Source organism: Aureibaculum algae (genome assembly GCF_006065315.1).
Classification (GTDB): Bacteria; Bacteroidota; Bacteroidia; order Flavobacteriales; family Flavobacteriaceae; genus Aureibaculum; species Aureibaculum algae.
On the sequence record NZ_CP040749.1, the window covers coordinates 3,026,712 to 3,047,762 of the forward strand.

Below are 21,051 nucleotides of genomic sequence, written 5' to 3' on the forward strand. Positions count from 1 at the left end.
TTTTATTCCAACCAATCTTTAAAATCTCGGACACGTTCTCTACTTACGATAATATCTTGATGCTGGTATGTGTTCAATTTAATTTGAAGGCGTGAATTAGTGTACGATATTATATCTTTAATCGCATTTACATTTACATAGAACTTACGACTGGTTCTAAAAAAGGTTTGCGGTTCTAACTCTTGTTCTAATTGATCTAAGGTTAAATCTATTAAATAATCTCTACCTTCCGTGGTATGGATATAAGTTCCTTTATTCTCGCTATAAAAACATTCAATAGTATCAATAGAAACCATTTTTAAATGTTGTCCAACCTTGATTGTAAAACGCTTTTTGTATTCACGTTCTAAGGGGTTAACCAATAATTTTTTTATATCATCAAAGTCAATAGCCACTTTTTGTTTTGTGGGGATTCGTTCTTTAAATTTTGTGTAGGCATTTTCCAAATCGTCCGTATCAATTGGCTTTAACAAATAGTCAATACTATTCAATTTAAAAGCTTGCAATGCATATTCATCATAGGCAGTGGTAAAAATAATAGCACTATTAATATCTATGTTTTCAAATATTTCAAACGACAAACCATCAGACAATTGAATATCTAAGAAAATAAGATCAGGATGTTCATTTTCATTAAACCATGTTAACGATTCTTCTACTGAATGTAACATAGCCATGGCTGTGACACCAATTTTTTGTAACATTCTATCTAATCTTCTTGCGGCTGGTTTCTCGTCTTCTATTATAATTACATTCATAAAAATTTAATAAGGAATTGTTGGTTGATTTTATAGTTTTATTAAGTTACATTCTTACTTATATTTTCGAATTTGTCTTTCATCTTCTTCCATAATTTTTTTTATTTTCCCTTCTTCCCAATTTTTACCTAAAATTAAAGGATAACCAAAAACATTCATTCCGTGAAAAAAGATTCCTATTCCCCAAAAAAACCATACTGAGAATGTGTCAAAATTCCAAATAGCTTCATTTAAAGATTCTCCATTATAGTAGTTTCTAATCACTTTATTCACCGTTAAAAATAAATTTACCAACATATAAATTGCAAAATGCCAATAAAATCCTTTCAATTCTTTAACGCGTTGTTTTGCTTGTCTATATTTTCTATTATTTCTGTGTTCTGATTCCATAATTATATTATTTTAAAGAAAATGATGTGCTGATTACTTATTCATAATTTTTTTTAACTTTTTCTCTTCCCATTTTTTGAGAAATGACAGTTTGAATTTATTGAGGTACAGTCCATAAATAAGTATTATTATACCCCATAATACGGGCACTAATATTATGTTTATATTCAACCAATTTAAAAAATTATTATCCACATTATCGGTATGTGTTCGCACAAACGCTATGATGTTATTTTTAAAATTAAGCCAAACTATAACAAAAATAATGTAAACAAAAACCTGCTGATAAAATTCTCTCAACCTAATTACATGCTCTAATGCATCTTCATGTTTTGTTGAATTCATGTTTTTTTTCATCTTAATAAAATTTACTCCCAATGTTGGGTCTTTTTGTACTCCTTATTATCCCTATCCATATACTCTTTTATCTTTCGCTCTTCCCAATCTTTCCCCATAAAAGGGTTCCATTCAAGTGCTTTAAGGGCATGAAAGAATAAACCAATACCCCAACCAAAGGCAGCCCATAAAAACCAAGGGTATCGCCATCCATCAGTATAATAATTTAACCCTGCTAAAAAACCTATAAATATCAAATAGGAAAGTAAATGACTGTAAAATTTTTTAATTTTTTCTACTCGCTCTTTCGCTTTTATATATTTATTTTCGTTGTCTAAATTTTCCATACTAGTTAATTTTTATCTCATTAATCTGTTTTAGTCTTTGTTCATAAATTCTCTAATTTTACGGTCTTCCCAATCTTTACCTAAAAGCGGATTGTAACCATAAGCTTCCATACCATGCATTACAATTCCGAACCCCCAACCAAGCATAGGAAAAACGATCCAAGGAAAACTTGTAGTTTTATAATTAAGATAAGCTAAACAAGGAATGATGATAACGTAAGAAATTAAATTACTATAAAACCCCTTTATTTTTTCTACTCTTTCTTTTGCCTTTAAATAGCGTTTATCTTCTATATAATTTTCTTGTGTTTGCATAACTGAAATTTGTTTGGTTAACATGGGTAACTTTACAATAAAAGAACCCTCTGTTTTATTAATACTCACTTTACGATCGGTTACCAACTGATAGCGTTGCTGAATGTTGGACAGTCCTACTCCACTACTCTTTTTTAATACTTCTTTAATCTGTAAATTATTTTCAACTACCAATTGCCCACCTTCTTCGTAAATTTTTATAGTTAACGGATTCTTAGAATTTACAATATTGTGTTTTACTGCATTTTCTAGTAACAATTGCAATGCTAAGGGTACCACTTTAGCTTCAGAATTATTCGCCTTCTCCGGAACGCTAAAAACAATACTATCTTCAAATCGCATTTTTAATAAACTCACATAGGTTTTAGCAAATTTTAATTCTTCATCTACACTTATAAGCTCTTTATTTTTCTGCTCTAACACATAGCGATATACTTTTGACAATGCCGTTGTAAAGTCTTGAGCCGCATCTGGGTTTTCATCAATTAAACTCGTTAATACATTTAAACTATTGAATAAAAAATGTGGATCTAATTGGTTTTTTAAGGCATCAAATTGAGCTGAAGCGGTACCTGCAATAATTTTCTGTTCGGTAACTTTTTCCTTTTGAGATTTTTGATAAAAATAAACCGCATGAAAAAAAATGCTAGCTACTACAGTAATGATTACACAAGTAAAATAGAACTTTCCATTACTTAACTCTTCCGTATAAAATTCTGTAAACCCCTCTCCATTTACAGCCATTTCTTGAAACATCCTCAACAAAACAATAGCAATCATTGTCAACACGACACCTCCTAGACTACCAAAAAGCATTCTATATCGGCCATATTTTTTCCACTCAATCTTATTCAAATAACCAAAAAAGGTTGAATTTACAAAAGTCAAAACCAAAGAATACATTTGGTAATATCCGAAGGCAATTAATAGTTGATTATTAAACGTAATTGAATACCCTGACAACACTCTAAAGATCATATCAATAATCATTATCAGGACACCAATTACAAACCCTATAAATATTACTTTTCTGTATTCAGACATCTCTTATCTTTCTAATTAATTCTAATAACTATCCTTATTTTTACTGTAGCCAAGTTTCTTTAATAAGATTATAGTTCGTCTTTGGCACATTCTTAAAATTTAATAGTTAAATCTAATGATTTATTTTCAACTGTAAATTTAGCAATATCAAAAGTAGGAGGTCCCATTAAAACAGGATTGTTAGTCATACCCCAATCTTCTTTTGGCATTCCGTTTTCATCATAATCAAGTGCATCGTTATTATTACCATCATGATAACAAATAATAGCATATTCACCAGGAGCTACATTATTTAACTCAATTGAGGCTGCACCATCTTTTATTTTAGCTACTTGACCATCTAAAGGAGTTTTCATAAAGGTAGCTTTATCATATAAAGCAAAACGTAAGACTCCTTTATCACTAGTAACATTTGGCACGTTTACAGTAAGGATTATCCCTTCTACTTTTTCTGTAACTTCTTGGTCAACTTCTTCGGCAGCTTCATCATCACTTCCACACTCTTTTAACACGCCTACTACCCATTCTTTACCCCAATTTGGGTGAAATTTTGAAGCGGGTTTAAAATTATCATACAATGCGATGGTTGCTTTTAGTCTTTTACAATAGGGACTTAAGTCTTGATTAAAATAACGAGCTCCACCCATTTCAAATTCTACTAAACCACTATGTGCTCTCGGGTTACTTTTATCTAAAGCTATAGCTTTTTGATAAAATGCTATTGTTTCCGGAGATAAACTAGCTCCATTAGTCATCGGATCCATTACTATTTTAGCCACATTAATAAATGCTTTTAATACATAAATTTCTGAATTGTCTGGTGAAATAGCGGCTGCCTTATCAGCAAATTCTTCTGCTGCTTTAATTTCTACGGCTACCTTTTTTTTATCTGCCATCTGAAAGGTAGTTCTTGCTTTAAGCAACGCCAAATTGTAGTATGGCAACCAATTATCGGTTTCTACTTGAGCAATGCGTTCAAATGCATTGGCAGCTTCATCATTTTTATTTTGGGCCATTAATGTAAAGGCTTTTTGCATGCCTTGTTCAAATTTTGTTTGTGATGCTATCACTTGACTTACTAAGAAAATTACGAGTACTGTTACGAGTCTGATCATGATTGTTTGATTTTAGTTATTAATTACCCTTCAAAAGTCCATAAAAAGAAAGGTGTTAAAAAAAAGTAATGACCCAATTGTATTTTTTTAAGGATGAATTGTTAAATTAGATGTAGAATTTGAAAGTATGAAGTTCGTTTATTGATACTAAAGTCACCTCAGTATTAAAAGGACTTCATATAAAACAATTACATCCAATTTGAAAAGAACACTATTTCTACTATTCACATTTTCCATAACTTTAAGTAGTTGTGGTCATAGCAATTCTATAGAAACTGAAAAACTTGCAACAACAGCAAAAATATGGGGTTTTTTAAAATACTATCATCCAGAAGTAGCTACAGGTAAATTCAATTGGGACAAGCAATTATTTGAAATTTTACCTAAGGTTTCAACGGCTAAAAACAAACAGGAACTTTCTAAAATCTATCTAGAATGGATTAATGCATTAGGGAAAGTAGACATGTGCAACACATGTACTACAAAAGAGAATAAAAATTATTTTGGCAAAAATTTTGACCTAGCATGGATTAAGGACACCACACTTTTCTCTAAAGAATTAATTGCAAAACTCAAGTTTATCGAAAAAAATAGGTTTCAAGGCGAGCATCATTACGTTTCTGTAGGAAGAGCAGGTAATGTCATAATTGAGAATGAGCCACATTACAAAAATTTTAGTTGGGAAAACAAAAATTTAAGATTATTGTCCTTATTTAGATATTGGAACTACATCGAATATTTTTTTCCGTATAAGTACCAAACAGATAAAGATTGGGATATGGTTTTAAAGGAATCCATTCCAAATTTCTACAATTCAAAAACGGAAACTGACTACCATGTTGCTTTGCTTGAATTAATAGTAAATATTAACGACAGCCATGGTGATTTTTGGACAGACTTGACAGTTAAACATTTTGGTGAATATAGGCTTCCTGCCAAATTTAAAATCATAGACAATAAAGTTATTATAACTGGCTTCTATGAAGTAGAAATAGCCAAAGAAAATGATTTACAAATTGGGGATGTAATACTTAAAGTGGATGGAAAAAAGATAAAAGACTTATTAACCATACGCGATAAATACATTAGTGGATCCAATACTTCTGTGAAGTTGAGAAATGCAAAAGGGAAACTACTCAGTGGTTCAAAGGAAACCGTTACAATTACTTTTGAAAGAAACAATATTATTCAAGAAAAAAACATAAAACGTCATCCATATTATGCATTAAAAATCGAAAAATCAATAGATGATACATGGAAAATTTTTAAGAATAATATTGGCTATGTTAATATGGGGCAACTTGAAAAGGATGATGTCAAATTGGTCATGGACACCTTAGCCGGCACCAAAGCGATTATCTTTGATATTCGAAATTATCCGAAGGGTACCATGTATCCAATTTTAGAATATCTACATAAAAAACCTAAAGTGTTTGCAAAATTTACCAAACCTGATTTATCCTATATTGGTAAATTCAATTGGGCAGAAACATATACTTGTGGGCGAGAGAACCCTCACTCATATTCGGGCAAAGTTATTTTGTTAGTTAATGAAACTACCCAAAGTCACGCAGAATTTACAGCAATGGGACTGCAAACGGCCGAAAATGCTATAACAATTGGTAGTCAAACCTCTGGTGCAGACGGAAATATAAGCATGGTCCGTATAATCGACAACTTATATACCGTATTTTCTGGAATTGGAGTTTTTTACCCGAATGGTAAAGAAACACAAAGAATAGGAATCGTTCCAGACATCAATGTTCTACCGACAATTGAAGGTGTAAAAAAGGCTCAAGATGAAGTTTTGGAAAAGGCCTTAGAAGTAGCATTGGAATAATTACTATTTTCAACAATACTTATCCTGTTAATTTTTGCGTAGGTATCGTTCAAAAACAAATGAAAAACGCGACCATTTATTAAATTGCATACATAAAATAGAGTTCAAAATGGATGTAACTATAAAACCCGAGCGTCAAAATATTTTCTCTTAGTTACGCAATTTTTCTACTTCAGAAAAGGTCGCCCTATACTTCCGTAAATTTTGTTTTACAATATGTTTAGACTCTGATGACAACTCGTTTAAAATATCCATTCCTTTAGCTTGTTTCCCATTATCTAGTAATAATTTGGCATAGGCCAACCGCTCTTCATAATTGGTAAAACTACTATTAATTTGCTCTAATTGTGATTCTGCTTCATTAAATCTACCTACTTTTACCAAAGCCTTTCCATATAAAAATTGTGTATGCGACTTTTTAAATTCACCATGGCTTTCAATATTTTCTGCATACATTATCACTTTTTTATAATTGTTTACCTTATCATATGCTCTAACCAATTGCTGTTGCGTATAAAAATCATTTTGAAATCTACCTTCTAACGCTGAATCATACTGTTTAATAGCATTTTCAAAGTCATTTATTTCAAAATAGGCATCTGCCAAGTCTATCTTGTTTTGAAAAGTATCAGAAAATTCCAGTTTTGCTAGTAAGTCTTTTACTTTTTTGGTAGGGTTGATTATTGCAGTAATTCCTTCAGTAATTAACTCAGCATCACGTTTGTTATATACTTGTGTTATTAAGTAAACGATGCTGCCCAATACAGGAACAAAAAGAATAATAAAAATCCAATAGTATTGGTTTTTATTTTTAAGTAAATGATAAATACAAAAAATTTGTAAAGCAACAATTATGTAATAAAACATGAATTAAGATTATAGATGCAAATTAATAAAACAAAAAGGATAAACCATTAAATAATTAAGTCCATTTGATATACTTAGTCATGACGCAAAAAATTGGTTTAAAAACATTTTAAAGCGTAATTTCTTATCATACATCAATGCACAGATTTTTTTTTCTAAGTTATTTTGTATTAAATAAATTATTAACATATAAAATATAATAAAATGAATTGGAAAATAGATAACACGCATTCAGAAATTACATTCAAAGTAAAGCATATGATGATTTCAACAGTAACAGGTTATTTTGAAAATTTTGACGCAACTATTAATACAAATGATGAAAGCTTCGAAAACGCATCTGTAGAATTTAATGCCAAAATAGATTCTATTAACACAAAAAATAAAGATAGAGATACACATCTTAAATCTGATGATTTTTTCAATTCGGAAAAATTTCCAGAAATGAAATTTATTTCCAAATCTTTTAACGGACAACAATTAATTGGTGATTTAACTATAAAAGATGTTACGAAAACAGTTCAATTAGATGTTGATTTTAATGGTATTGCAGTTGACCCTTATGGACAAACAAAAGCAGGTTTTGAAATAAGTGGAAACATTAATAGAAAGGATTATAATCTAACTTGGAATGCCGTTACAGAGGCAGGAAATATAGTCGTTTCTGACAAAGTTAAAATAGTAATTGATGCACAATTCATAAAACAAGCCTAAGATTTATATTAAAAAATTTGTAGTTTTTGATTTACTGCAATAAGCCATAAAAACAATAACGGTTTGAGTCTCTACTCAAACCGTTTTGTATTTAATTAAGTATATTGTTATGCGAAAATCAGACCTTTATAAGCTGCTATTGGTTTTATACAAAAACGTTGTGACTAAATTCCAAAATGAAAAAGATAATCTACATAATAAGTGCTTTTTTATTAACAAGTTGCTTTTCTGAAAGTAACAATACTTTAAGTTCTGATAATTTAATTAATGAAACATTTAATAAATCAGAAATTAAAGATTTACAGCATATTTTGAACTTTTTTAATAATGAAATTTGTAATTCAAAATTTGAGAACATGAATAAATGTTATCTTAATTATTGTTTAGAAATTAATACACAAATTAAAAAAACTGGCACTTTCAATTCTAATCTAAACTTTGAAAAACAACGAGAATTATATAGTAAAATTGATAATAATACTTTCAATGAAATATGGGTTTTTGAAAAAAGTTTACCACTTAATAAAAGAAAAGATACTTTGAAATATCTTGATTTAAATTACGAAGGAAAATATAGAAATTTTATAAATGAATATGGAAAAGAAAATATAGAAATTAAAAAATATGCTGAAAGTTACAATGTCTCTGCATGCTTATCACCTTCTATGTTTGCTGAAATGACTGAAAACTATGAATTATTTAAAATTATCAAACTAAAAACTAAATTGGTTATAGCAATACATTATTTGACATTGAATGATCAAAATTGGAGGAATGAAAAATATTAATACAGTGACTATGCACATGCATTACAGCTATTTAACCGATCGGCAAAAAATAAAAAATATATGATTGACATCAAAGATTTTATCTCAAATATCCCATCCTTTCTTCTCCTAGAAAAATATACTTCTCCTTGGAGTATAACCAAAGACATAAAAGAAATAATTAAAGCAATTATACCAAATCTTGGAGAGGATTTTAATGTTGAAAATGGAATAGCTATTCATAAGTCTGCAATTTTAGAACAAGGTATTACCTTAAAAGGTCCAATAATTATAATGGACAACTGTCAAATTGGTGCTCATGCCTATTTTAGAGAAGGTGTTTTTTTGGATAGTTCGGTAAAAATTGGACCTAACTCAGAAATAAAAAATAGTTTGATATTTTCTAATACTGCCATTGCTCATTTAAACTATATCGGAAATAGTATTATTGGTAGCAATGTAAATTTTGAAGCAGGTTCAATCGCTGCAAATCACTACAATGAAAGAACAGACAAAAGGATTTATGTAAGTTTCCACAACAAAATAATTGATACAGGATTGGAAAAATTCGGAGCTCTAGTAGGAGATAATTCTAGAATTGGTGCCAATGGAGTTTTGTCTCCTGGAACATTATTAGAAAAGGACTCAATTGTAAAGAGACTCGAATTAATTGAACAATGTAAAGAAAAATAAAAACGGCAACAGCAGAAGCTAAAATTTATTGTGGCAAAATTTTCTGTAAGAAATTGAAATCTTTAATACATCGCTTGCTATTGATAGAAAAGTCATACCACAATTAAACCGTAAAACGATCCCTACAAATTATCCAACTGATTTTTGCTTTTATCGTCGCTAATGGTCCAAAAGAAGCCTACAAAAAAGAATCGGTCTGCACTTGGCACAATGGCTTGGCGTTGAAACATTCCGTTTACATCTGGAGTATTGGCATAGGTATAACCATATGTATTTTTAAGTCCCATTATATTAGAAACTGATACAAATAGTATTTTTTGTTGTGAAATTAAATAACTCCAATTCATACTTAAATTGTTATACGTTTTGGTTTTTCCACTCATAAATTGGCTGGTGTTAGGATTGTCATAAGGTCTACCACTTGCAAAACTATAGGTTGCCCCTACTTGGCTACGCCAATCGTTTATCCAATATTTCGTTACTAAAGAAGCATTGTGTTTTGTGGCAAAACTTGGCATTACTTGCTCAGAAAAATCTCTATACTTTCTTTCGGTATCTAAATAGGAATAGGAAACCCAATACTGTAAATTTTTAATATTTTTACTGTCTTTCCAAAACAGGTCTATACCTTTCGCAAAGCCAAATCCGTTATTATTAAAATTTGCCGTTGGAACATCAATTTCGGTATCATACTGCAATAAACTGGCATAATCTTTATAATAAACTTCTGCTCTAAACAATTGCTTGTTCTTTTTATATTGGTAGTTTAAAATATAATGTGTTGCCTTTTGAAAGCTTAGGTTTTGCTCAATTTTCAATTCATTATTTTGAGGTGTTTGGTAAAAGTCTCCATAAGCAAAAGACAATTGCGATTGTCCGTTTAACTTATACGCCAACGATACTCTTGGCGAAAAAGCGTAGTCTTTTAATAGAGCATTATATTCACCACGAATACCAAATTTACCTGCAAAATTGGTAGAGAAAAACACTTCAGATTCCGCAAATAGAGACCCCATGGTATGGGTAAATTCGTATTGAAAGTTTTCATTTTGGCTTACACTTCCTTTTTCATTAAAGTTGATGGATGTCAATTCTACTCCATAAGCCAGCTTAAATGCGTTACTAAAAGTATGTTTTAATTTAGTCTTAAAATGTAACGCATTTTCCACATCATTTACATCTGTTTCTTCAAAACCTACGTCTGTATTACTGTTACTATAACTAAGACCAGTTGTTAATTTTATATTATCACCTATAAACCCGTCAAAAGACAAATTTGTATACCAATTATTGTCTTTTAATTTGAAGCGAACTAAATCTTTATAATTGATATTCTCTTGCTCCACATCAAACTTAGAAAAACTATAAGCAGTGTAAAACTTAAACAAACCGTTATTGGTAGTATGCCTATAAACCGCTTCACCAGAAAGAGATTCAGGTAATTTATTCCACGAATCCCTATCAGGAGCTAATTTGTTATACGGAGCCAAGTTGATATAACTGGTATTTATAATTAAGGCATCTTTTTCCCATTTTTGGGTATGACCAATACCTAAACCTAAAGACATCAATGAAATGTTAGTTTCATTCTGTTTAGGCTCTTTAATGGTGTTTAACAACAAAACACTAGATAAAGCATTACCGTATTCGGCGGAGTAGCCCCCGGTACTGAATGTAATTCCATCAAACAAAAAAGGAGAATAACGGCCTCGTGTTGGTGTATTATTTGTGGTGGAGATATAAGGTTTAAACACTTGTAATCCGTCAATATAAACACCCGTTTCATCAGCGGTTCCACCGCGGACAAATAGGCGTCCGTCCTCCCCTACAATTTGTGTACCCGGTAAGGTTTGTAAGGCTCCAATAAAATCACCCGCAACACCGGCTGTAGTTACAACATCTAATGGACTCATTACAGAAACAGCCGTAGTACCACCCGCCTTAAATGAACCTGCCGAGAGCACAACGGCATCTAAGGTGTTTATCGCCTCTTTTAATACAATTTTAAGTCCATCTAAGGCATTTACGTTATCAAATTGTCTGAATGTATGAAAATTCAAATTGGAAACTACCAGCGTTTGCTCACCTGTTTCAGTTGTTGTAAATCTAAATTTACCGTCTAAATCAGTTGTAGCACCGTCATAAGTGTTTTCTAAATACACATTGGCACCTGGTATTGGTTCTCCTTTCTTGTCTCTAACAGTACCAGAAATCGTTGTTTGAGCGTGGAGTTGGGTGAATATTGTTAAAAATAGTATGGTAAAAATTGTCTTTATAGCTTGCATCTTGTTGATTTTATGATGCAAATATTAGATAACCGAGTGGTTTAGCATAAAAACACTATCTGAATTGTAATTCTTTTAGGATGAATTGTGAAAATTACTAATATTAATAACTAAATTTCGTTTAGTACTCTAAAACAGAAGCCTTGATGCCTAGAATAAATAATATGAAAAGTAACCTTTCCTTTTTAATTGCTATTTGTAGTATATTACTTCTTACAAATTGTAAATCAACTGCAAACATTGCAATTCATCAAAATAAAAAGAAAGTATCAATTAAAAAGAACGATCAGATTGTTTCTATTACAAAAAGTCCTTTTTCATTTTATTTTAATATAAACAAGTACACTAAAACAAGCCCCATTGTTGCCAAATTAGCTGCATTTTCAAACAAAAATGATTTAGATGCATTGAAGGTTGGCTTAGATGTTAGCCAAACGGAATGTTTTGCCCTTGGTGATGCTTTAGCACTAAGACCTATTACGGGCTACGATGCTCTGTTTATTCTTGATTATGGTTTTCATGCCTTGTATTATGAAAATTCATTAGATAAATCAGTTGAACTTATTTATGAAAAAGATGATTTTGCAAATGTTGCTTTTCATATAAACCAATTGTTTACCAATGGCGAATACATTCCATTTGAGGCATATAAACTACCCAAAATCTACATTGCTTTATTTATTGATACGAATACAAATAACACCATTGATGAAGAGGAGTTAACTAAGTTTACCATTCAGTTTATTAACAAATAGTCTACAACATAACAACTAGCTCCATACTAATATTAATCTACGAGAAAAATATTTAGTGCTTGGTCTACATCATTTTTCCAAAGAAAATTGCATTCATTAATAACTTATTAGTGCCGTACCAAAAGGCTCTAAAATTGGTATTATCTGTAAAAACAATAACCTCACCTCTTCCCAAACTTGCTGTTTTAAACGGAATGGTTCCTTTTATTGCTTTTAAATTCTCTTTAGAAATATAACCACTTAATAAGGCTTTTTTAGTGTACTGTAACGGTTTTTTATAATTAGTGCTATCAGGATTTATAAAGAGTGTTGTATTTCGAAATAACGCTATTTTATTCTTGTTATACCCATAACCAATAGGGTGTGTTAAATCTATCTCCGCCTCAAAAATAGCACCTCCAATTACTTGAGCACCTCTAAAGTCAGCACGATCAGCGAAGGAAATATCTTTTCCTGTTATTTTAGATTTTTTAAAATCTAAGTTTATAAAGTTTTTGCTCTCTAACCATCGTAATGCATTTCTATACCCAATTAAAACACCTCCATTTTTAACAAATGTTTTTAAATCATCAGTGGCGTTGTTTAATGAACTCCCAAAGGTATTTGAAATAATTATGGTAGTATATTTGCTTAAATCTGCTCTACCTAAATTTTTAGTGTCCAATTTTGTAATCGGTATTTGGTATCTCGTATCTAATAAATGCCAAATTTCACCAGCATCAGAAGAAGTAATACCATCACCCACCAACACAGCAATTTTTGGTTGTTCTAAAGATTTAAAATAAGTACTCCCTAAATCGATACCCGTTGTAATACCCGTTGTTGCTCCGTCAAAATCAACACCTGTTTCTTTTGCTATTTCTTTTAATATACTGTGAATCTCTTCACTGGTTTTTACTTGATTGGCTACCGGAATTAATATAGTTCCATAATCATACTTTTTATTACCAATACTAAACGGTTTTGTGGCCACTTTAGCTCTAAGGTTATTTTTTAAAATAGTGTATAGAGCTTTTGGTGTGTAATATTCATCCCATTCAAAAACATAGGCATAATCACTATTTAAACTTACCCTACCTACTGGAAAATCAAGCGAATGAACTACTTCTCCTATCGATGTAAGACTATTGGTATACCCATAATTTAAATCAAAAGCCATAGGCAAGGTCCAAGCAGAAACATCATAAAATAAACTATCTTGAAAGCTAGTTCTGGTTTCAAACATAGCCTTAATCATTCTATAATTAGGCTGATCGGCTGGTATCATATAACTATCATTTGTCATAAATTTAGTACCGCCAGCAGTAACACTTGAACTTAATTTATGAAATTTAATATGCTGACGTTCTAACATTTTAGCAAATTGATAGGTTTTGCCCTTATCATTTCGATCTCCAAAAACAATAGCTTTATTTTTGTCTTTATGTACTTCCTGTTTTGCGTTTTGGTAAAAATCGTACTGATATTTTAACAATTCTTCACGCATATTTCTACCTGCTTCCAATGTAGATAATGCCGCAGTAAACTGATTACGGATGGTAAAAGGAAAAGTTAATAAACCATTCTCACTATCTTGAGCATGACCTCTAGAACTGGCTTGTTCAAATAAAATACCAATCCCCCATTAATATCAGGAAAAGTGGAACCTTTTCCGTAATAAAAATCGTCGTAACGTTCTTCTGTAAAATATAATGAACCAATTTTATCAAAAGCTTTAGCGTGATACTCTCCTATTTTTGCCGTTAATTTTTGATTTAATTTTGGAGTTAACGGATGTGTTCTTGAAGGAATACCTGGTTGAAAAAAGAAGGATGAATTCGTTCCCATTTCATGATGATCCGTTAAAATATTCGGTTTCCATTTATGAAACGTTTTAATTCGAGCTTGAGATTCTGGTAATTGTGTCACCAACCAGTCTCTATTCATATCAAACCAATAATGATTTGTTCTACCACCAGGCCAAACTTCATTATATTCTCTATCATTATTGTCTGATGTTATGTTTTGATTTTTATGAATGTTAACCCAACTGGCAAATCGATTTAATCCGTCAGGATTAAAAGAAGGATCAAATAGAATTATTGTTTTATCTAACATTTCATCTATTTCTTTACCCTCAGCCGCAGCCAAATAGTATGCCGCTAATAAACCAGCATTGGCACCACTAGGTTCATTACCATGTATGGAGAATCCTTGATATAACACCACAGGCATTTCACTTAAATTTACAGCTGAATTTGTAGCATCAGACAATTTTAAATGTTCCGTTCTTATAGTTTCAAGATTTTTATGATTTGTTACAGAAGTTATCGTCAGTAATAAGAGGGGTCTGCCTTCATATGTTTTTCCTCTTTCTTCTATACTAATTCTATCTGAAGCCTTGGCCAAGGCTTTCATATAGTATACTAGCTTGTCATGAGAAACATGCCACTCACCTACTTGAAATCCAATGACACTTTCTGGCGTAGGAATATCAGCATTATAACTTACATTTTGTGGTAAATAATAATTAAGATCTACTTTTTCTTGAGCATATATAATTGAAGTAATAATAAAACACAGAAATAATACTATTTTTTTCATGAAGTGCAATGTAAATAAGAGATGAAGGTTATGGGTTAACGACTTTCTTTAAATAATTAGATTACTTTAAAAACATATCCTAATAACCAATACAAAATTATAAAAACAAAAAAGGTACCTATACAGCCACATCTACCACCTCCAATTTTTTTTGCACCAAACCAAGCTATAATTATTCTCAATAATTTTTCCATAATAGTATTTATTTCTCGTAAATATACTTGAATTTCATTTATTTAAAAAAGTTGTTATTAGATAAAACAAATTGAATAATAATTTCAGCAGAAATCATCCAATTCATTGGGACTTAAAAATATTAAAATCACTCTTTTTATTACACAAAAAAAAGACTACCGATTAGGGTAGCCTTTATTTCAATTTGAGTTAGTAATACTATTAAATATCGTCAAAATCTACATCAGTAAAACTAGTAGTAGATTTAATTTCTTGTTCTTCAACGCTGTCTTCGGTTGGCTTTTGATAGTCTTTTTGGTGACGTTCAGAAATTACTTCTTCACCTTTTTCATTAATAATATAGTCAGTTGCTTTTACTAACATTTCATTAAACTCGGTAAAATCTTCTTTATACAAATAGATTTTGTGCTTTTTGTAATGGAATGAACCATCGTCATGCGTAAATTTTTTACTTTCAGTAACTGTTAAATAGTAGTCTCCAGCTTTTGTAGATCGTACGTCAAAAAAATAGGTTCTTCTACCGGCTCTTAATACCTGAGAAAAGATTTCTTCTTGTTCTGTGTATTCTTTATCACTCATAATAATCTTAACTTAATATTGGTAAAATTTAGTAAATTACATGACAAATCTAAAAAAATAAATGATTTGAACAACACTTTATTATATTTCTTTTAATATTTAAATTCAATTAGTGAGCACTTTGCTCCATAAGTTGTTGGTTATAAATATCTTGATAAAAGCCCTTCTGATTAAATAATTCATCATGAGTACCTTTCTGCACTATTTTACCTTTATCTAAAACAATAATTAAATCTGCATTTTTAGCAGATGAGACTCTATGTCCAATAATAATTGATGTTTTGTCTTTACTAATGGTTTTTAAATTGTTTAATATAATCTCTTCTGTTTCCGTGTCAACGGCAGATAAACAGTCGTCTAAAATCAAGATTTCAGGTTCCTTAATAATTGCTCTTGCAATAGAAATTCGTTGTTTTTGACCACCTGATAAGGTAACTCCTCTTTCCCCTACATAAGTATCATATGATTTAGAGAAATCTTCAATATTATCATGAATATGAGCATTTTTTGCCGCATTTTCTATAACCTCTTTAGCGGCATCTTCATTACCAAACTTTATATTATTGGCTATAGTATCAGAAAATAAAAAGGCCTCTTGCGGTACAAAACCGATGCTTTTTCGTAAGCTGGTTAAGTTAATTTGCTCTATAGGCTTATCATCAATTAAGATTTCGCCTTTATCTACATCATACAATCTAGCAATTAGTTCTGCTATGGTAGACTTCCCTGATCCTGTTTTACCCAAAATGGCCAACATCTTCCCTTTTTCAAGAGTGAAACTAACATCTCTTAAAGCTGTTGTATTGGTATCATCATAAGTAAAGGTCACATTTTTGAATTCAATTTTACCTTCAATTTTGGTGGGTGCTTCTATTGTATTTTGAATTTCTGGTTCCACATTTAAAAACTCATTTATTCTTTTTTGTGAGGCTTCTGCCTCTTGAACTATTGAGGTTACCCAACCTACAACCGCAACCGGCCATGTTAACATATTCACATAAATAATAAACTCAGCAATGAGCCCAAAAGAAATCAATCCATTTAAATAACGTATACCTCCAATATAAACCACCATAATGTTACTTATACCGATTAATAAAATCATCAATGGAAAAAACAATGCTTGCAATTTATATAAGGCAATATTCTTTTCTTTACTTTCATCAGCAACTTCATTAAAATCTTTAAAGGTTGGTTTTTCAATTCCATAAGCTTTAATAACATTCATACCTGAAAAGAACTCTTGTGTAATAGATGTTAATTTCGATAAAGTTTCTTGCTTTATTCTACTCCGTTTATTGATCTCTCTACTTAAAAAATAAATAGATATAGATAATATTGGTAAAGGCACCAATGTATAAAGAGTTAGTGTAACATCTTTTTTCAGCATATATGAAATAACAATAACGAACAATGTTATCATATTTATAGTATACATAATCGCCGGTCCAAAATACATTCTAACCTTACTAACATCTTCACTAATTCTATTCATTAAATCGCCAGTTCTATTTTTTTTATAGAAATTTAACGAAAGCTTTTGATAATGTTCATAAATTTCATTTTTAAGATCAAATTCTATATAACGAGACATATTAATTATGGCTTGTCTCATTATAAAAGTGAATATGGCCGCAAGTAATACGGCACCGAGCATTAATAATATGTTTTTTGACAACAGATCTTTTACAGCTTGTAAATCTGTTGTTTCACCATTTATATACTTTTCTACTCCGTCTAAAGAATCACCAATAAGAATTGGCACTATTAGCGACAAAATTCTAGCAATAATAGTACAAATGGTACCTATAATTAGCCGTTTTTTATATTTTACAAAAAATTTATTTAGATAACGTAAAGCTTTCACGAGATAATTTTAAATTGATAAGCATTAAAATTTTGACACCAATGAGTAATACTCTACCTTTGCCAAGATTTTTTTATACCGCCGAATATACAAGTTTAAAATGATAGTACAAATTCTAAGTTCTTTGACTTATAAAATGACAAATTTATGCTAAACAGGAGACACCTGAGAATAAAAGTGATGCAATCTGTTTATGCCCTATTGCAATCTAACAGTGATGACATAGTTAAGGAAAGAAAATTCTTAACCTATAGTATTAACAAGATTTATGACTTATATGTGTTGCAATTAAATTTGCTTGCGGAAGTTAGAAACTTAGCTGAAAAACATCAAGAAATTGCCAAAAAGAAATATTTGGCCACTAGTGAAGATAAAAATCCGAGCAGAAAATTTATTGATCACCCTTTTTTATTGGGTTTGAAAAATAATCTTGCACTGCAAGATTATATCAAAACACAAAAATTAAAGAACTGGAAAGAAGATAGCGAGTATGTTCGATTAATTTGGGATGCCATTCGTGAAAGTGATATTTATGCTGACTATATAAATAGTACTGAGAGTCCTTCTCCCAAAGAAGATTTAAACTTAATAAGTGAACTTTATAAAAATGTAATTGCACCTAACGATAAGTTATTTGATTATTACGAAAGTCAATTGATTACTTGGGTAGACGATATTCCTTTTGTGAATACTTGGATTCTCAAAAACTTAAAGAAAATAAACCCCAACACACGATTTGACAAAAGCTTGTTATTTAAGGATAAAGAAGATGAAGAATTCGGACTGGAATTATTTAAAAAGACGGTATTACACCACCATGAATTCATGGATGACATTGACGCAAAAACACCCAACTGGGATAGTGATAGAATTGCAGAGGTAGACTTTATTTTGATGAAAATGGCAATGGTAGAATTGGTTTACTTCCCATCTATACCAACGCGAGTAACCATCAATGAATATATAGAAATTTCAAAAGATTATTCAACGAATAAGAGTAGCTTTTTTATAAATGGAGTTTTAGATAAACTTTTAAAAGAGTATACTACTGAAGATAAGATCAAAAAAATAGGAAGAGGATTACTTTAAAATTCCTTAATTTTACCCTCGTTTAGGGTTTAGTAAAATATAGTAAAGCGAGTGTAATGTACACAATTATAAAACAAAATATTATGAAGTTACAAGTAAAATTATTAGCATTTTTAGTTGTATTCACTTTATTTTCATGTAAAGATAATGCGACTTCAAAAATTAAAAAAGAAAATTTAGAAATAGCAAAAGAACGTGATTACAAGATGACTGAAGGTGCTTCTGTCATTTCTTTTTCTAAAACTGAACATGATTTCGGTACAATTAACGAAGGTGATAAGGTAGAAACTACTTTCGACTTTAAAAATACGGGGAAATCTGCATTAATTATTACAAATGCAAGAAGTACTTGTGGTTGCACAATTCCTGAATACCCAAAAGAACCTATACCAGTTGGTGGCACCGGATCTATCACTGTTAAATTTAATTCAACGGGAAAACCAAATCAACAAAACAAAGTAGTAACATTAACAACAAATACTGCAAGTGGTAAAGAAACTGTTGTTATTAAAGCAAATGTTACACCCAAACAAAAAGCAAGTTAAAACAAATTATTTATGTATTCAACAATTTTATTACAAGCCGGAGGTGGCGGAATGGGGAATTTTATATTAATTCCTGCAATGTTATTGGTTATTTATCTTTTTATGATAAGACCACAAATGAAAAGAGCAAAAAATGAGAAAAAATTTCAAGCAGAAATAAAAAAAGGTGCAAAAGTGATAACCACAAGTGGTATTCATGGTAAAATTGTAGATTTAACTGATGATGCTGTTGTGATTGAAACTGGAGCCGGTAAAATTAAATTTGAACGTTCTGCAATATCAATGGAATTAAGTAAAAAATATTTAAGCCCTGTGGTTAAAAAATAATTTTATTTTAAAATAGTTAGAAGTGAGTTTTATTCTGGTAAAACTCACTTTTTTTGTTTACTTTTAAAAGATAATGAAGGTCAAAAAATATAAATCAAACAGTAAAATTAAAGCCACTAAAAAAACCAAAATGATTTTGGGATTTTTAGTTTTATCTTTTTTGTTTTGGGTATTGATTAAACTATCAAAAGAATACATAGATGTGGTGCCGGTTAATGTAGAATACATAAACCTACCCAAAGGTAAAATGCTTCAAAAAGAGCCTCAAAAAACCGTACAGCTTACCTTAAAAACATTTGGTTTTGATCTTGTTAAATATCATCTCTTTAAAAGAAAAGTAACCGTAGACTTACAATCAATAAAACCAAAAAATTCAAGCCTATATTATCAACCCTCTGCAAACTTATTGACTGAAATACAAAGTCAATTAGTATCTGATGTAGAAATTTATTCCATTAAACCAGATACTTTGTTTTATAATATCGGACAAGCGATAACAAAAACTGTTCCTATTGAAACCAATCTAGAAATAGATTATAAATCTGGTTATAATTTATTTGGAAATTTAAAAATTGAGCCAAATGAAGTCACAATTTCTGGTCCAGAACTCCTAGTAGATTCTATTCTAAAAGTTGTAACACAGAAGAAAACATTAGCTGATGTAAATTCTAATTTTGAACTTACCATTCCGATACTCAAACTAGAAAATAACTCCAAGATAACCTACTCTACAAATGAAATAAAAGTTAGTGGTGTAGTTGATAAATTTACCGAAGCTAAATTTACCATACCGGTTCTTGTTAATAATTTACCAAAAAATTATAGCATCAGCACATTTCCAGATAACGTTGAAATTATTTTTCAAGTAGGGATTTCTGATTATAATAAAATCAATAAAAATGATTTTAAAGTAAGTTGCGATTATGAACGCTCTGTAAAAGATGGACTCAGCTATTTAATTCCTAAAGTTGTATTAAAACCCTCTTATGTTTCTGATATTAGAATAGTACCAAATCAAATAGATTATTTAATTAAAAATGATTAAAGTAGGCTTAACAGGTGGCATAGGTAGTGGTAAAACAACAGTGGTTAATTTCTTTAAGGAACTAGGTGTACCCGTTTACATTGCTGATTTAGAAGCAAAAAAATTAATGAACACTTCTAAAAGTATTCAAAAAAACTTAATCAAAGTTTTTGGACCTCAAGCCTATGTAAATGGGAAGTTAAACAGGCCCTACTTAGCTCATCAAGTTTTTAATGATGAAGAAAAATTAAAAGCAATCAATAGTATTGTACACCCGAAAGTTGCTAAACATTTTTCTAAATGGCTACAACAACAAAATGCTCCGTATTGCATACAAGAAAATGCAATTATTTTTGAAAATAATAAAGCCGCTGATTTTGATTTTATAATTTCAGTTACTGCCCCTAAAGACATCAGAATAGAAAGAGTCTTAAAAAGAGACTCCACATCTAAATCAGAAATTATGGCTAGAATTAATAATCAATGGGATCAAGCCAAAAAAAATGAGTTAGCCAATTTCATTATTGAAAACACTACGTTAACTGACACGAAAAAGCAAGTTAAAAAAATACATGAAATATTACTTAAAGCGGCTTCTGATTAGTGTATTTCTTAA

23 protein-coding genes are annotated in these 21,051 nt (G+C 30.4%); 10 read left to right on the top strand and 13 right to left on the bottom strand.

Annotated features, from left to right (window positions below):
- Positions 1 to 2: 2 nt before the first annotated feature.
- From FF125_RS12675 to FF125_RS22120, 6 genes are all read right to left on the bottom strand, one after another.
- Positions 3 to 758 (bottom strand): LytR/AlgR family response regulator transcription factor, encoded by a 756-nt coding sequence (locus FF125_RS12675; RefSeq protein ID WP_138950111.1) that lies wholly within the window; start codon positions 756 to 758, stop codon positions 3 to 5.
- A gap of 54 nt (positions 759 to 812) precedes the next feature.
- Entirely contained in the window at positions 813 to 1,148 is a 336-nt protein-coding gene (locus tag FF125_RS12680; RefSeq protein ID WP_138950112.1) for a 2TM domain-containing protein, read from the bottom strand.
- A 33-nt stretch (positions 1,149 to 1,181) separates the two neighbouring features.
- Positions 1,182 to 1,505, bottom strand: coding sequence for a 2TM domain-containing protein (locus tag FF125_RS22315; RefSeq protein WP_138950113.1), 324 nt, complete (start codon positions 1,503 to 1,505; stop codon positions 1,182 to 1,184).
- Positions 1,506 to 1,516: 11 nt separating this feature from the next.
- A complete protein-coding gene (locus FF125_RS12690) occupies positions 1,517 to 1,831 on the bottom strand; it encodes a 2TM domain-containing protein (RefSeq protein ID WP_138950114.1) in 315 nt (104 codons plus the stop codon).
- Between the two features lie 30 nt (positions 1,832 to 1,861).
- A complete protein-coding gene (locus FF125_RS12695; protein WP_138950115.1) occupies positions 1,862 to 3,190 on the bottom strand; it encodes a 2TM domain-containing protein in 1,329 nt (442 codons plus the stop codon).
- Between the two features lie 92 nt (positions 3,191 to 3,282).
- Positions 3,283 to 4,305, bottom strand: a complete 1,023-nt coding sequence (locus tag FF125_RS22120) for a DUF2141 domain-containing protein (protein WP_250629577.1) — start codon at positions 4,303 to 4,305, stop codon at positions 3,283 to 3,285.
- Between the two features lie 199 nt (positions 4,306 to 4,504).
- Between FF125_RS22120 and FF125_RS12705 the strand changes: the two genes are divergently transcribed.
- A complete protein-coding gene (locus tag FF125_RS12705) occupies positions 4,505 to 6,145 on the top strand; it encodes a S41 family peptidase (protein WP_138950116.1) in 1,641 nt (546 codons plus the stop codon).
- 150 nt (positions 6,146 to 6,295) lie between these two features.
- On the opposite strand, the gene FF125_RS12710 is transcribed toward FF125_RS12705, so the two are convergent.
- Positions 6,296 to 7,012 carry a hypothetical protein gene (locus FF125_RS12710; protein WP_138950117.1) on the bottom strand — a complete coding sequence of 239 codons (717 nt, stop codon included), beginning with the start codon at positions 7,010 to 7,012 and terminating at the stop codon, positions 6,296 to 6,298.
- Between the two features lie 204 nt (positions 7,013 to 7,216).
- On the opposite strand from FF125_RS12710, the gene FF125_RS12715 reads away from it, so the two are divergent.
- The 3 genes from FF125_RS12715 (at position 7,217) to FF125_RS12725 (ending at position 9,186) form a co-directional block, all read left to right on the top strand.
- A complete protein-coding gene (locus FF125_RS12715; RefSeq protein ID WP_138950118.1) occupies positions 7,217 to 7,726 on the top strand; it encodes a YceI family protein in 510 nt (169 codons plus the stop codon).
- Between the two features lie 176 nt (positions 7,727 to 7,902).
- The gene (locus FF125_RS12720; RefSeq protein ID WP_138950119.1) at positions 7,903 to 8,514 is read left to right on the top strand and encodes a hypothetical protein; all 612 of its coding nucleotides are present in this window, start codon (positions 7,903 to 7,905) and stop codon (positions 8,512 to 8,514) included.
- 60 nt (positions 8,515 to 8,574) lie between these two features.
- On the top strand, positions 8,575 to 9,186 hold the full coding sequence (locus FF125_RS12725) for a DapH/DapD/GlmU-related protein (RefSeq protein WP_138950120.1): 612 nt from the start codon (positions 8,575 to 8,577) through the stop codon (positions 9,184 to 9,186).
- Positions 9,187 to 9,308: 122 nt separating this feature from the next.
- On the opposite strand, the gene FF125_RS12730 is transcribed toward FF125_RS12725, so the two are convergent.
- A complete protein-coding gene (locus FF125_RS12730) occupies positions 9,309 to 11,471 on the bottom strand; it encodes a TonB-dependent receptor (protein WP_138950121.1) in 2,163 nt (720 codons plus the stop codon).
- A 146-nt stretch (positions 11,472 to 11,617) separates the two neighbouring features.
- Between FF125_RS12730 and FF125_RS12735 the strand changes: the two genes are divergently transcribed.
- Positions 11,618 to 12,226, top strand: coding sequence for a hypothetical protein (locus FF125_RS12735; RefSeq protein WP_138950122.1), 609 nt, complete (start codon positions 11,618 to 11,620; stop codon positions 12,224 to 12,226).
- Between the two features lie 64 nt (positions 12,227 to 12,290).
- On the opposite strand, the gene FF125_RS22260 is transcribed toward FF125_RS12735, so the two are convergent.
- The 5 genes from FF125_RS22260 to FF125_RS12750 form a co-directional block, all read right to left on the bottom strand.
- Positions 12,291 to 13,712 carry a hypothetical protein gene (locus tag FF125_RS22260; RefSeq protein ID WP_317129631.1) on the bottom strand — a complete coding sequence of 474 codons (1,422 nt, stop codon included), beginning with the start codon at positions 13,710 to 13,712 and terminating at the stop codon, positions 12,291 to 12,293.
- Positions 13,713 to 13,777: 65 nt separating this feature from the next.
- Positions 13,778 to 14,809 carry a M14 family zinc carboxypeptidase gene (locus tag FF125_RS22265; RefSeq protein WP_317129632.1) on the bottom strand — a complete coding sequence of 344 codons (1,032 nt, stop codon included), beginning with the start codon at positions 14,807 to 14,809 and terminating at the stop codon, positions 13,778 to 13,780.
- A gap of 56 nt (positions 14,810 to 14,865) precedes the next feature.
- Positions 14,866 to 15,003 (bottom strand): hypothetical protein, encoded by a 138-nt coding sequence (locus FF125_RS21925; protein ID WP_175418922.1) that lies wholly within the window; start codon positions 15,001 to 15,003, stop codon positions 14,866 to 14,868.
- Between the two features lie 202 nt (positions 15,004 to 15,205).
- Positions 15,206 to 15,583, bottom strand: coding sequence for a PUR family DNA/RNA-binding protein (locus tag FF125_RS12745; protein ID WP_117882856.1), 378 nt, complete (start codon positions 15,581 to 15,583; stop codon positions 15,206 to 15,208).
- Between the two features lie 109 nt (positions 15,584 to 15,692).
- Complete coding sequence (locus tag FF125_RS12750) at positions 15,693 to 17,450, bottom strand: ABC transporter ATP-binding protein (protein ID WP_138950123.1); 1,758 nt, start codon at positions 17,448 to 17,450, stop codon at positions 15,693 to 15,695.
- A 147-nt stretch (positions 17,451 to 17,597) separates the two neighbouring features.
- On the opposite strand from FF125_RS12750, the gene nusB reads away from it, so the two are divergent.
- From nusB to coaE, 5 genes are all read left to right on the top strand, one after another.
- Positions 17,598 to 18,539, top strand: a complete 942-nt coding sequence (nusB, locus tag FF125_RS12755; RefSeq protein ID WP_138950124.1) for a transcription antitermination factor NusB — start codon at positions 17,598 to 17,600, stop codon at positions 18,537 to 18,539.
- Positions 18,540 to 18,622: 83 nt separating this feature from the next.
- On the top strand, positions 18,623 to 19,084 hold the full coding sequence (locus FF125_RS12760) for a DUF1573 domain-containing protein (RefSeq protein WP_138950125.1): 462 nt from the start codon (positions 18,623 to 18,625) through the stop codon (positions 19,082 to 19,084).
- 12 nt (positions 19,085 to 19,096) lie between these two features.
- Complete coding sequence (gene yajC / locus FF125_RS12765) at positions 19,097 to 19,411, top strand: preprotein translocase subunit YajC (RefSeq protein WP_138950126.1); 315 nt, start codon at positions 19,097 to 19,099, stop codon at positions 19,409 to 19,411.
- Between the two features lie 73 nt (positions 19,412 to 19,484).
- Entirely contained in the window at positions 19,485 to 20,456 is a 972-nt protein-coding gene (locus FF125_RS12770) for a CdaR family protein (RefSeq protein WP_138950127.1), read from the top strand.
- Positions 20,449 to 21,039: a dephospho-CoA kinase gene (coaE, locus tag FF125_RS12775; protein ID WP_138950128.1), complete on the top strand. Its 591-nt coding sequence runs from the start codon at positions 20,449 to 20,451 to the stop codon at positions 21,037 to 21,039. The genes FF125_RS12770 and coaE overlap by 8 nt, the downstream gene beginning before the upstream one ends.
- The last annotated feature ends 12 nt before the right edge of the window (positions 21,040 to 21,051 follow it).

Coding starts and splice junctions, on each gene's coding strand:
- FF125_RS12675 (WP_138950111.1), bottom strand. CDS start 758: ATGAATGTAATTATAATAGAAGACGAGAAACCAGCCGCAAGAAGATTA.
- FF125_RS12680 (WP_138950112.1), bottom strand. CDS start 1,148: ATGGAATCAGAACACAGAAATAATAGAAAATATAGACAAGCAAAACAA.
- FF125_RS22315 (WP_138950113.1), bottom strand. CDS start 1,505: ATGAAAAAAAACATGAATTCAACAAAACATGAAGATGCATTAGAGCAT.
- FF125_RS12690 (WP_138950114.1), bottom strand. CDS start 1,831: ATGGAAAATTTAGACAACGAAAATAAATATATAAAAGCGAAAGAGCGA.
- FF125_RS12695 (WP_138950115.1), bottom strand. CDS start 3,190: ATGTCTGAATACAGAAAAGTAATATTTATAGGGTTTGTAATTGGTGTC.
- FF125_RS22120 (WP_250629577.1), bottom strand. CDS start 4,305: ATGATCAGACTCGTAACAGTACTCGTAATTTTCTTAGTAAGTCAAGTG.
- FF125_RS12710 (WP_138950117.1), bottom strand. CDS start 7,012: ATGTTTTATTACATAATTGTTGCTTTACAAATTTTTTGTATTTATCAT.
- FF125_RS12715 (WP_138950118.1), top strand. CDS start 7,217: ATGAATTGGAAAATAGATAACACGCATTCAGAAATTACATTCAAAGTA.
- FF125_RS12720 (WP_138950119.1), top strand. CDS start 7,903: ATGAAAAAGATAATCTACATAATAAGTGCTTTTTTATTAACAAGTTGC.
- FF125_RS12725 (WP_138950120.1), top strand. CDS start 8,575: ATGATTGACATCAAAGATTTTATCTCAAATATCCCATCCTTTCTTCTC.
- FF125_RS12730 (WP_138950121.1), bottom strand. CDS start 11,471: ATGCAAGCTATAAAGACAATTTTTACCATACTATTTTTAACAATATTC.
- FF125_RS12735 (WP_138950122.1), top strand. CDS start 11,618: ATGCCTAGAATAAATAATATGAAAAGTAACCTTTCCTTTTTAATTGCT.
- FF125_RS22260 (WP_317129631.1), bottom strand. CDS start 13,712: ATGCGTGAAGAATTGTTAAAATATCAGTACGATTTTTACCAAAACGCA.
- FF125_RS22265 (WP_317129632.1), bottom strand. CDS start 14,809: ATGAAAAAAATAGTATTATTTCTGTGTTTTATTATTACTTCAATTATA.
- FF125_RS21925 (WP_175418922.1), bottom strand. CDS start 15,003: ATGGAAAAATTATTGAGAATAATTATAGCTTGGTTTGGTGCAAAAAAA.
- FF125_RS12745 (WP_117882856.1), bottom strand. CDS start 15,583: ATGAGTGATAAAGAATACACAGAACAAGAAGAAATCTTTTCTCAGGTA.
- nusB (WP_138950124.1), top strand. CDS start 17,598: ATGCTAAACAGGAGACACCTGAGAATAAAAGTGATGCAATCTGTTTAT.
- FF125_RS12760 (WP_138950125.1), top strand. CDS start 18,623: ATGAAGTTACAAGTAAAATTATTAGCATTTTTAGTTGTATTCACTTTA.
- yajC (WP_138950126.1), top strand. CDS start 19,097: ATGTATTCAACAATTTTATTACAAGCCGGAGGTGGCGGAATGGGGAAT.
- FF125_RS12770 (WP_138950127.1), top strand. CDS start 19,485: ATGAAGGTCAAAAAATATAAATCAAACAGTAAAATTAAAGCCACTAAA.
- coaE (WP_138950128.1), top strand. CDS start 20,449: ATGATTAAAGTAGGCTTAACAGGTGGCATAGGTAGTGGTAAAACAACA.